The organism is Plebeiibacterium sediminum (assembly GCF_026013605.1).
Classification (GTDB): domain Bacteria; phylum Bacteroidota; class Bacteroidia; order Bacteroidales; family Marinilabiliaceae; genus Saccharicrinis; species Saccharicrinis sediminus.
This window is the reverse complement of sequence record NZ_JAPDPJ010000061.1, coordinates 22,827-35,106: the sequence shown is the minus strand read 5'-3', so window position 1 is coordinate 35,106 and position 12,280 is coordinate 22,827. Positions and strand designations below refer to the sequence as shown.

Annotated in this window: 7 protein-coding genes; 1 reads left to right on the top strand and 6 read right to left on the bottom strand. The window is 36.6% G+C overall.

The genetic code is table 11. The features are described 5' to 3' along the window. Window positions 1–178: 178 nt before the first annotated feature. Window positions 179–826, top strand: a complete 648-nt coding sequence (locus OM075_RS19605) for a DUF6266 family protein (protein WP_301192246.1) — start codon at window positions 179–181, stop codon at window positions 824–826. Between the two features lie 1,888 nt (window positions 827–2,714). Here OM075_RS19605 and OM075_RS19600 read toward each other — a convergent pair. From OM075_RS19600 to OM075_RS19575, 6 genes are all read right to left on the bottom strand, one after another. Further along, window positions 2,715–3,353, bottom strand: coding sequence for a hypothetical protein (locus OM075_RS19600; RefSeq protein ID WP_301192245.1), 639 nt, complete (start codon window positions 3,351–3,353; stop codon window positions 2,715–2,717). A gap of 610 nt (window positions 3,354–3,963) precedes the next feature. After that, window positions 3,964–4,329 (bottom strand): heavy-metal-associated domain-containing protein, encoded by a 366-nt coding sequence (locus tag OM075_RS19595; RefSeq protein WP_301192244.1) that lies wholly within the window; start codon window positions 4,327–4,329, stop codon window positions 3,964–3,966. Window positions 4,330–4,479: 150 nt separating this feature from the next. Further along, the gene (locus OM075_RS19590; RefSeq protein ID WP_301192243.1) at window positions 4,480–6,357 is read right to left on the bottom strand and encodes an efflux RND transporter periplasmic adaptor subunit; all 1,878 of its coding nucleotides are present in this window, start codon (window positions 6,355–6,357) and stop codon (window positions 4,480–4,482) included. Between the two features lie 41 nt (window positions 6,358–6,398). Next, entirely contained in the window at window positions 6,399–7,625 is a 1,227-nt protein-coding gene (locus OM075_RS19585) for a TolC family protein (RefSeq protein WP_301192242.1), read from the bottom strand. A gap of 106 nt (window positions 7,626–7,731) precedes the next feature. Beyond that, a complete protein-coding gene (locus OM075_RS19580; RefSeq protein ID WP_301192241.1) occupies window positions 7,732–11,526 on the bottom strand; it encodes an efflux RND transporter permease subunit in 3,795 nt (1,264 codons plus the stop codon). Window positions 11,527–11,646: 120 nt separating this feature from the next. Continuing rightward, a complete protein-coding gene (locus tag OM075_RS19575; protein WP_301192240.1) occupies window positions 11,647–12,030 on the bottom strand; it encodes an HYC_CC_PP family protein in 384 nt (127 codons plus the stop codon). Window positions 12,031–12,280 lie beyond the last annotated feature (250 nt).

Genomic DNA, 12,280 nt, shown 5'->3' with positions numbered 1-12,280 from the left:
TTTTTCAATGAATATTTCAATATACTTTAGTACTACAAGCTGAGATCAAAGCGCTATTTGCACTAAACACTTTGCACTAAGCCCTTTGCTCTTGGCTCTAAAGTCGGCCGATACATGTTTAACCCGGGCTCTGATATTACCTGATCAGTGATAACAGGGCTTACAAAAACTAAAAGTCATGGGAACATATATAAAAGGAATCAACGGAAGGTTCACAGGAAAAGTAGGTAGCACAGTAGGTAGCCAATGCAAAGGTATCTCTGTTATGAAATCACTACCCGATTTTAGTAATCATAAAGCCAGTAAAAAACAATTGGCACACAGAGCAAAATTCAGACTTGCTACCAGGTTTTTACAACCACTGTATCCGGTGATACAATTGGGATATAAAAATCAGGACAGCTTAAAGTCGCCACAGAATGCTGCTATGTCTGAGTTAATGAAATACACCATTGAAGGTGAATATCCTGATTATAAAGTTAACCTGAATAATTTGGTATTAGCCGTAGGATCATTAAAAGGCACAAACAGGCCAAGCGTTGAAGCTAATGGTGAAGAAGTTGTTTTTACATGGAGATACAATGCATCAAGCGATGAAATGTTTAAAGACAATGGGGTAATTCTTGTAGCTATTGCTGAAGGCTATTATCCTGAATATTCCATTTGCAATAATGTCCGTTCTGAGGGTACAGCCAGTATGTATCTGCCAGATGCTCCTCCTGGAACGGTAGTACATTGCTATATCGCTTTTGCCGCTATGGATGATACAAACCGTGTCAGCAATAGTGTACATGCAGGAACTGTTATTATTCCGGAAGAAGGATAATAGATGATAAACAAAATCAATGCTTGAATTAAGGTCGTTTCTGAAACAGGAACGGCCTTTTTAATTTGGTATGATACCACAGACATAGCCCTTACAGACTTTACTAAAGGATACCGGACTTTCAGCCCGTGAAGTGACTTGAGGAGAGATTAACAGTAAAACATAAACTGTATGTTTTTACCACCAAGGCTCAAAGACACAGAGGGTTTTACGAACTATTTTGTTATTTTATTATTCATTATGATACAGGATGCAATCTTGCGATTTAAGATCTCTGAGTCCTGGGGCCTTGGTGGTTTTATTATAAAATACCGTCCTATAAGGACTACTAAAAACTGAGCTGTCCTTACAGGACGTTGATTTATATGATTCATATATTACCCCAAGCGATTCCTGAGGATGAAATGAACTGGGCCTACAGCCCGCAGTATAATTTACAGAAGCCTGATATGTTTTAAATGTTATATTTCTAATTTATGAAATATGGAACAAGAGCGCAGGCCAGTTCAATTGCCCCGGGACGGAGATGGGGAGACGCAGGCGAATGCGGGTGATATTTGGATTGTGTGAAGGGAAAAAGAATATAATAATACGAGAATTGTTTTTAAGTGAATTACAATTAAATAAGTGCTGCCAATAAATTCTCATCCTTATAAAGGAGGAGTCCCCGAAGTATGAGGGGGAGGTGGTTTTAAACGCTTAACTCCATTTATAATCATTCAAAACATAGCCCTCACAGACTATGCTAAAGGACACCTGACTTTAGAATGTTTCAAATTTATTTTGAGCTGTCCTTACAGGACGACAATTAACTTTATATGAATACCCAAGGCGTTGCCTTGGGCTAAATTGAACTGTGCTTTCAGCACGATAGAATTACACGGATAATTAACACATACCAATCAAACAGTAACTCTCCTGAGTTAATATACATACATCATTCATTACTCTTTGCTCTAATCTTTTCCCTTTATTCTATCCCTATACACTTTGCAATTTGCCATATAACAGCTCCCTGATAGGTGGAATTGATTTCAATACACGATACAAACTGTAAATCAATAGAAAAGATGTAACGTTTTACTATCAACAGTATTTCTTTTTGATGATACTACGGGCTGGAGGCCCAAATCAATTCAGCCCCAGGAAACTCCTGGGGTATTTTATAGATCATTTAAAAGTGCGTCCTGAAAGGACAACTCAGTTTTGTATTTACACTCAAGCTAGCGCGGAAATAATTTCCGTGCAATAATCAAGCTGTAAATCAATCTCATAAATTCCAATTTTAAACTGTTTATTTTTTGAGACAATAGATAAGGAATTGTATTCCGGGCAGTATTAACATATAGGCTTTTAGATAATAGCGGACCATTGATACCGGATTAAAAACACATACTCCAGTCAAATGATTATAAATCCTTGTACAAACTATATGTTCGGCATAGCGTCTCGCTATGTCGTATAAGAAAAGGCCTCTGGCCTTAGCAAAAATCATGCAGATATATTTCAAAGGTCAAATAGCAACCTTATTTTTATTATGAAAGTAGAATTTACTTTAAAGTTTATGCCCTGGATTAGAGTATTATTATTATCATAAGTTACGATAGAAATTGATAAAGGCCAGAGGCCTGAATAAAACAACGAAGCGAGACGCTTCGCTGAACGTAAGATCTTTGAGTCTTGGGGCCTTGGTGGTTATATTATAAAAAACAATATACGAATAACCCAAACTGATTATACTATTAGATACCAGAATCTACCGTTTAGTAAAGTATTAATAATCTAAGACTGAAAGCATTTTTTCAGCCATTTACGCTACACATAAAAAAAGAGCCAATCAATATTTTGATAAGCTCTTTTTTGTTCATAAATCTAAAAATCCAGAGACTTAAATAGCCTCATCTAATTCTTCCTTTATATTTATACGATATCCTTCTTCAAATAAATCGAGGTAATGACGCAGATCAGAATAACGAAGCTTTAGTTCTTCAAATTGAATATGCTCTTCATCAGATAAAGTCTTAATCAGTTGTTCTTCCTGAATAGCTTCATATTTTAAGGCTTCAAGTTCTTTAAGGCGAACCAGTAAATCTTCCAGAATTTCTTCTGTTACGCCAATTACATCAAGCCTATAATATATTTCTTCATGTAAAAACAATGCCATTAATGTTTCTTTAATATGCATCGACCATTTAATAAAATCTTTAGGAATATCCTCTCCTATCAAAAACTTTGATGTGTAAGAAAGATTATCTGTACATATCCTTTCCAGCTCTTTCTGGATTTTATTATACAGTTCTTCTATTAAGCCTTTTTCCTGCATAAACTTTTTGTATGCTGGTCGGTCTTTAGCCAATACATTGCTAAAATTTCGGGAAGCCGAATACACTTTTTTTATGAGTTGCAGACCTTCATCAATTCTTTCATGCGAATAAGTTCCATTTTCATGGTTTCTTCTTGTTCTGGTTCCGGATACACTGATCAGGTTAGTATTGTTTTCAGTTTGGGGGGTAAAAAATAATGACATAAAGTTAGTTGTTTAAATTACTGGATGTTTGATTCTAATTTGTCCATTTAACACCATATTATGTATTAGAAAATCTATTACATATTGCTGGTTTAATAAATACTAAGTCAAATCATGAATTAAAATTCATATTTGATAATGCCATAACACTCCTAAGTGAAACAATTTTTAATAAGTAAAATATAAGTCATACGGGGATTTTTTAATGTTTAAACATTAGGTTTTTTAAAAATCTATTATGAATTTAAACATTATTTAACAAACATCAAAGTGTTTTTACTTTTTCTACTTATTAAAAAAAAGGGTCTATTTATCCGTTGTTCACAATAAAAAGACCCGCTTTACATAATTCACCCCCTAAATTTCGGACAGCCACAATGCCAATTTATACAAAACCAATTATTTACCTCTCAAACCTTAAAAATAAACTCCAACATTCTAAATAAGTTTTAGTAAGCAGTATTTCGATTCACAAATAATAAAAAAAGGGATGTGACTATTTTGTTAGAATTGTTAAAAATACATTTTGCATCTATATTGTGTATTTTTATACAAAAAAAAGGAATAGCCACAAGAGACTATTCCTTTCGTTTTTTTTAGCTGTTAAAGATTAATGCTTATGTGCCTCACCTTCTTTTTTTGTTGTTATAGTACGATCATATTTACAACAACCTGGTAATGAATTATAAGTTTCATCTTTTGCTTTAAATTTCTCAGTATCGTGTCCTACTTTGGCAACAGCCATTTGAACTTTATCTGAGTTTGTTTTTGAAGTATCAAAAACTACTTCCATAATTTGGGTTTTCTTATCCCAATCTGCAGATGTAACTCCTTCCTCTGACTTTGCAGCTTTCTCTATGCGAGTTTCGCACATTCCACATTTTCCACCTACTTTGATTTTTTCAGTTTTTACTTGTCCAAAAACCACTGACATGCTCAATAGAGCAAATAACATTGTTAAATAAATTGATTTCATAATTCTATTTTTTTAATTATTACTTATAACTATAGCTCTCCTATACATTTCTTTAAACTGGCTTTCACCCTAACTCAACTTCATTTGTTCATATCGTATATACTATTTTAATTTAATTGTATTCACGATTTTCAATTCTTGTCTCTTTTATTATTCTCTGTACAAACAACAAGCGGGTAAATTATTATATACCTCATCCGGAGCCTTTTCTTTATCTGTATCATGACCAACTTTTGCAATTGCTTTATGTATTTTGTCAAGTGATGATTGATCTGACAAATAGCTAACATGTATCATTTTACTATCTTCATTCCACTCTGCCGATTTTACTCCTGATACACTTAGGGCTGCTTCTTCAATACGATCTTTGCACATTCCGCAATTACCATATACTTTAAACATGGAATCTTGTACTTTCTCGGCTTCTACAGTTGCTGCTGTTCTGGTATAATGACAGCATTCCGGAAGACTTTGGTAAACATCATCAGGTGCTTTTTCTAATTCTGTATCATAACCTGATTTTGCAATTGCCTTATGTATATCCGCCAGTTTTACCTTGTCTGCGTTATAATTTATGTGAATCATATGTGTTTCCTGATCCCAGTCTGCTTTAAGTACCCCGTCAAGCGACATAGCTGCTGTTTCAATGGTTTCTTTACACATGCCACAGTTGCCGGAAACATTAAACATTGCATGCTCCATATTACCTTCTGCCTGGTCATTCATATTCATTTCTCCATGATGATGCCTTGAGGATTCATTATCTGCCACTTGATTCATCATACTTGGCAATCCCATCAATTGAGCTGCAGCATCAATCTTGAATACGCCATTGGTGGCTATTTCCTCACCTGGCTCCAAACCCTCTTTCACAACATAAAAAGCTCCTGCTTCCGGACCTAATACGATTTCACGATACAGGAACGTAGGAGATTCACGCTCCTGAACTTTAGTATACACCACTGCTCTTTTACCAGTCCATAAAACTGCTGACTTAGGAATTATAATGGCCGTCTGCCCTTCTGCAATTTTAGATTGCAGCACTCCATTGGTGAACATTTCAGGTTTTAAGCGCAGATCCTTATTGTTAATCTCTGCACGTACCTTAGCTACTCTTGTTTTGGAATCAATAAAAGGATCAACATAAGTCACCTTTGTTTTAAATTCCTCACCTGGTAATGCCTGTAATGTAAAACTTATCTTATCCCCTACTTTTATCCACGGTAAATCTGTTTCATAAGCGTCAAACAGAGCCCATAACTTGGTTAAATCAGCCACTTTAAATAAGGCAGTTCCTTCTTTAACATAGTCACCCAGTGCCACATGACGCATAATCACCGTTCCGATTATTGGTGACAGCACCTCAAAATTGACTTTCGGATCACCGGATTGTTCAATATTATCTATCTGACTTTCGGTTAAGTCCCATGCCTTTAGTTTAGCTCTTGCAGCCTTGTATAAGGAAGGATTATTTTCTTTAAACTCAGAAGCCTCAATTAACTCGCGTTGTGCACTAACTAAATTAGGTGAGTAAATAGTGGCTAATTTCTGTCCTTTACGAACTTCCTGCCCTGTAAAGTTGACAAAAAGTTCTTCTATTCGTCCTCCAAAACGAGCGGTTAGTTCAGCAATTCGTCTTTCATCTATATTTAACTTTCCTTGCATATATATAGATTTGACCGGCTCATCAAGAACAACTTTTGTTGTTTGTATATCTGCCAGTTTTGCAGCAGATTCACTCATTACAATTTCATTCGGGTCTGCATGCTCTCCCCCTTTCATAGATGATCTAGGAATTAAATCCATAGCACATATTGGACATAAGCCAGGATTATCCTGTTTTATTTGAGGGTGCATGGAACAGGTCCAGACTGTAGCTTCCTCTTCATGATTATGACCTGCATGTTCATCTACTACATTATTTGTATTACCTGATGGTGATATCATCCATCCGATAACCAATCCAACGATCAATACCCCAAGTACTAATTTGTAATTGTTTTTTATATTTTGAAATATTGTTTTCATTTCTCTGTAATTATATCGTTATCACTTAATGAATACTATTGTTATTTACCCATTAAATAATGGATAAAAGCAACTGCTGCCAACTTATCTGTGCGTGCTTTTTCCAACTCCAGATTATATTTTAACATGCGCCTTTCCATTCGTAAAATTTCTTCAAAATTCTTATTGGCATAGGCATATTCTGTTTCTAATATTTTTAGGGATTTTTTAGCGATGATTAATTGCTTATCAAATAATTCAATTCTACGACCGGCATCCAGGTAATCTTTCCAGGCATTCTCAAATACGGTTTCAAGAACATTTACCTTATCAATGCGCTCATAATCACGGGCTGTCTCCTGATATATAACTTCCTGAACCATGCTTTTGTATTTGTTTCGATACAAAGGAATCGATAAGCCCACCTTAGGAAATGCAATGGCATCTTTGCCCGACAAATTATTGTCACCTTTACCAATTGAAATATAATCAATACCAAGGCTAAAAGTTGGAGCGCCCTGTTTTTGGGCTACTTGCTTCTTAAAAGCCAATGCACTCTTTTGCATATCAATACTTAATAGCTGGTGATTCTTTAATTGAATAGAATCCAATACAGCTTCCTTTGTATACATAATATCTGTTGACCACAACTCATTGGGAAAAGTAATCACTTCATCTTCCTCTGTATTCAGCAGGTTATTAAAAGACACTGTAAGCACTTGTTGCTTATCCCTTAAAAGTGCCAGCTGATTTTCCAAATCATTAATCTCCATCTCAATTCTATATTGATCCACAGCGGATACCTGATCGGCTTCGACCTTCACAATGGCCAACTTTTTAAAAGTATTCAGTATCTCAATATTCTCAAGGGTAATCATAGTAGCCTTATTATTGAAATACAGGTTGTACCAATTAGATTTCACCTCATTAAAGAGTTTCGATTTGTTTTCTTCAAACACCTCATACAAGGCTTTAGCTTCCTCTATACTTGCATTTTCCTTAGCCTTTAATGTTCCAAACCACGGAAACATTTGTGTGGCTGAAATTCTGAAATCCTGAGGACCATTTCGGGTTTCAACAGGTTGGATAAAATAAGCAAAAGCCAATTGCGGGTCGGGCAATGAACCAACTTGCGGAACCTTTTCTAATGCTGCCAGATAATCGTTAAACTTAGCCTTTAATCCGGGATTGTTTTCAGCCGCAGTTTTCAGGTAACTTTCGAGTGGATCCTGAGCATGTACCCAATTCCATGACAGGAAAATCAATATTATATATAGTAATCGTTTCATTATTTCACCTTTACTTCATTCATTAATTAGATGATTCTTATACAAGGTAGTCAGGCACTTTGCACACTGACAGATTATAATCTTAATCACCTTTATCCTTTATCCTTTATTCTTCTTTCCTTGACACCTTACGTTCCTGCCACATGCTATAAAGCACCGGAACCACAAACATGGTTAAGACTTCGATAGTCATACCACCAAATAAAGGGATGGCCATTGGAACCATTATATCGGAACCTTTACCCGTAGAGGTTAATACTGGCAATAGTGCAATAATAGTTGTAGCAGTAGTCATTATGGCCGGGCGTACTCTTTTTGAACCAGCTTCCAAAACTAAAGCTCTAACTTCTTTAACAGTTTTCGGATCTCTTTTTTCCTGAAGCTGTTTGATATAGGTACTGATTAAAACGCCATCGTCAGTAGCAACACCAAACAGGGCAATAAAACCAACCCAAACTGCCACACTCAGGTTGATGGTATTAACCTGAAACAGATTTCGTAAACTCATTCCTGCAACTGAACCATCCATAAACCACGGCTGACCATACAACCAAAGCATAATGAATCCACCTGATAAGGCCACAATAATACCCGAGAAAATCAAACTGGTAGAAACAACCGACTTAAACTGGAAGTACAGTATGAGGAAGATGATGATTAAGGATATCGGAATTACAATAAGCAAGCGATTGGTAGCACGTATCTGATTTTCATAATTACCGGTAAACTTATAGCTCACCCCTGCAGGAAGAGAAAACGCTCCAGTATTCATTTGTTGCTTTAAGTACTTCTGTGCATTTTCAACCACATCCACTTCTGCAAAACCTTCCTTTTTATCAAAAATTACATATCCCACCAAAAAGGTATCTTCACTTTTAATCATCTGAGGACCTCTCTCATAATGTAAAGTCACTAATTCTCCTAAAGGAATTTGGGCTCCTGAAGGCGTTGGAATTAAAATGCGTTTCAGATCATCCGGATTATCCCTGAATTCACGAGCATAACGCAGTCTCACAGGAAAACGCTCTCTACCTTCAACAGTTGTTGTAAGTGGCATACCTCCTATTGCACTACCAATAACAGACTGCAGATTCTTTACACTTAAACCATAACGCGCAATAGCATCCCTGTTGATTTCCATTTCAAGGTAAGGTTTACCAACCACACGGTCGGCAAAAACAGACATTCCCTGCACACCTTCAACATTCTTTAATTGTTTTTCAAGCTCAAAGCCTACTGTCTCAATACTTTCAAGATCGGGACCATACACCTTAATACCCATTGGAGCACGCATACCTGTTTGTAACATCACCAATCTTGTTGAAATAGGCTGCAACTTTGGTGCAGATGTTAAACCCGGTATATTACTTTTATCAATGATGGCCTGCCAGATATCATCCGGTGTTTTAATTTCTTCGCGCCATTGTCTGAAGTATTCCCCATTATTATCTATCGTTAAGTTCTCCTTATCAATCAAACGAAATGCTTCTTCCTTCGGATTGTAAGTAGAACCATCTTTCAGAATAAAGGCACCTTCTTTGTTTGTTTTAAAGCGCATGCGATGCCCTTTTTCATTCAGAATGTATTCTGGTTTATAATTGATTACATTCTCATACATCGATGTAGGTGCAGGATCTAATGCCGAATTTACACGGCCCCACTTTCCTACTACTGTTTCAACTTCTGGTATGGAGTTCACCTGCTTGTCCAGCATGCGAATCACTTCAAGGTTTTCTTCGATACCAGAGTGAGGCATTGTTGTTGGCATTAATAAAAATGAACCTTCATCCAGAGATGGCATAAACTCTTTACCTATACCCGGAAGTTTTTTATCCAGATAAGCATATGAATCGGTGTTTTTTATAAATTGAGGTAAAAACCCAAACAGCTTATTAAAGCCCTGCCAGCTGGTTATTCCAAACAATACAATAAATATAGGTACAGTTAAAAAAGTCCATTTATGATCCAAACACCAGCCTAATATGCGCTTATAAAATACCACTACCATCGACATACATCCTAATACAGCTGTTACGATGGCTATCACAAAAAGGAAGTTGGCAAACATGCTGTTTTGTGCCCCAAGTGGCATCCACGCCTTTGTTAAAAAGAAAACAACAACTACAACCGTAATGGCAATATTTATCAGATTGATAAAATTCTTCTGGTTCTCTTTCCATCTATATGCGAGTAAACCATTGATTCCAAATGCAGAAATAGCCAGCGCTATATAATTACCAGAAGCGATTGAAAGAACAACTCCTGCTACAGTAAGAATAATATTACCCAATCGTTGGTAGCGCTTTTTATCAATCCTGATGGAAAAAACTAAATGTGCCAAGGTCGGTATTATGATCAAACCAATCAATAATGCCGAAATCATGGTAAAGGTTTTTGTGAAAGCCAGTGGCTTAAACAGTTTTCCTTCGGCAGCTTCCATTGCAAAAACAGGTAAGAAACTAATAATAGTAGTTGATAGTGCGGTAATTACGGCTCCTGCAACCTCTGTAGTTGCTGTATAAACCACAGTAAGCAACGCTTTTCCTTTAGCCCCTTTGTTTTCTGGCAGTTCAATATGTCGTATAATATTTTCGACAAAAACCACCCCCACGTCAACCATTACTCCAATGGCAATGGCAATACCAGAAAGGGCTACAATATTAGCATCAACCCCAAACTGTTTCATGGTGATAAAAGTGATCAGTACACCTATAGGCAAAAGACTGGAAATAAGAAATGAGGCACGCAGGTTAAATACCAACACAATCACCACCAAAATACTAATGAGTAATTCAAGGGAGATGGCCTCCTCCAAAGTACCCAAGGTTTCTTTAATTAAACCTGTACGATCATAAAATGGTACAATTGTAACTTTAGATACGGTACCATCGGCCAATGTTTTTGAAGGCAGGCCTGGTTCTATCTCTGCAATCTTAGCCTTCATATTTTCGATGGTTTTAAGTGGGTTGGCACCATAACGAGCCACCACAACACCACCTACGGCTTCAGCACCACCTTTATCCAATCCTCCCCGCCTTGTTGCAGGTCCAAAGTTTATTTTAGCCACATCTTTCAAGCGGATAGGCACATTGTTACGCACAGCAACAACACTCTTTTCCAGATCTTCCAGATTTTTTATATAGCCCAGAGCACGAACCAGATATTCTGCCCTGTTAAACTCAATGGTACGCGCCCCGATATCCAGATTACTATTTTTTACTGCCGACATAATCTGTGCAATGGTCACTTGATGCGCCTTCATGGCATTGGGGTCAATATCCACCTGATATTCTTTCACAAATCCTCCTATAGAAGCCACCTCTGCCACTCCCTGAGCAGATGTTAATGAATAACGAACATAGAAATCCTGAATGGTTCTGAGTTCATGCGGATCCCACCCCCCGGCAGGATTACCATCTGCATCTCTTCCTTCCAGCGTGTACCAATAGATTTGACCAAGTGCTGTTGCATCAGGTCCAAGTGCCGGTGATACATCCGATGGCAAAGTACCTGCCTGTAATGAATTTAGTTTTTCCAGGATACGGGTTCTACTCCAGTAAAATTCCACATCCTCATCGAAAATGATATATATACTGGATAGCCCAAAGATGGAATTACTACGAATTGTTTTAACACCAGGTATTCCCAGCAATGCAGTGGTTAATGGGTAAGATATTTGGTCTTCAATATCCTGAGGAGAACGACCCGGCCACTCGGTATATACTATTTGCTGATTCTCACCGATATCTGGTATCGCATCAACAGGCACCGGATCACTTGGTAAAATACCTGTATCCCAGCCAAATGGAGAATTGATTATTCCCCAGCTAATAAAAACAAGCAACACCAAAAAGGTAACCAGCTTATTCTCTAAAAAGAATTTTATAATTTTATTCAACATGATTTGTTCGTTTGAAGTTCTTATGTTCAAGTTGCTACAATGCAGTAGCCCCATGTCTTAATAATGAAAAGACATAACAACACGACTAATTATTATACAATAATTAGTTAGAACCAAACGCTAACAAAGAAATGATTGATTTATAGCCAACCTGGTTGAAAGAGGTGGTGGTGGCGATAAATAATAGGTAACATAAGTAGTTTTTGTTACAGAAATAATTTCCTCATCAAACAATTGAAAAAGAACTGGGAAAAGTACATCAATACTTATGGGTGCATTTGCTTCTATGCAAACAGGAGCCACATAATTATCTTTTACCTCAATATGAATGCTTTCATCATGACAACATCCACAATCATCATCTCCGGAACAACAAGAATCGGCCTTTGAATTTACTGCTGTAGAAACCAATTTATCTCCACAATAATGCATAGAAATGGTTACTCCCATTGTTACTAAAACAAGGAATAACGCAAAAACAATATGTAGAAACTTTCTAAGCATTATATCAGTTTATTTAACCGTACAACAAAGTAACCAACAAAACCACTTAATTGTTTTATACCATTTTGGATAAAATGTATAACTTTTTGGTTTTACGATATAAAATATCCTTATCACCATAAGTAACCGTTATTACATTCCAGGATGATGTACAGAATTCAAATAACAATACCAGATGAAGGCTTATGGTAAAAATCAAACAAAAAAAGCAATAGCCCACTACGACTATTGCTTATCTTTTTTACGAAAA

Excerpts from the sequence above, each read along its gene's own strand:
- OM075_RS19585 (WP_301192242.1), bottom strand. The coding sequence starts at position 7,625 with ATGAAACGATTACTATATATAATATTGATTTTCCTGTCATGGAATTGG.
- OM075_RS19595 (WP_301192244.1), bottom strand. The coding sequence starts at position 4,329 with ATGAAATCAATTTATTTAACAATGTTATTTGCTCTATTGAGCATGTCA.
- OM075_RS19600 (WP_301192245.1), bottom strand. The coding sequence starts at position 3,353 with ATGTCATTATTTTTTACCCCCCAAACTGAAAACAATACTAACCTGATC.
- OM075_RS19580 (WP_301192241.1), bottom strand. The coding sequence starts at position 11,526 with ATGTTGAATAAAATTATAAAATTCTTTTTAGAGAATAAGCTGGTTACC.
- OM075_RS19575 (WP_301192240.1), bottom strand. The coding sequence starts at position 12,030 with ATGCTTAGAAAGTTTCTACATATTGTTTTTGCGTTATTCCTTGTTTTA.
- OM075_RS19605 (WP_301192246.1), top strand. The coding sequence starts at position 179 with ATGGGAACATATATAAAAGGAATCAACGGAAGGTTCACAGGAAAAGTA.
- OM075_RS19590 (WP_301192243.1), bottom strand. The coding sequence starts at position 6,357 with ATGAAAACAATATTTCAAAATATAAAAAACAATTACAAATTAGTACTT.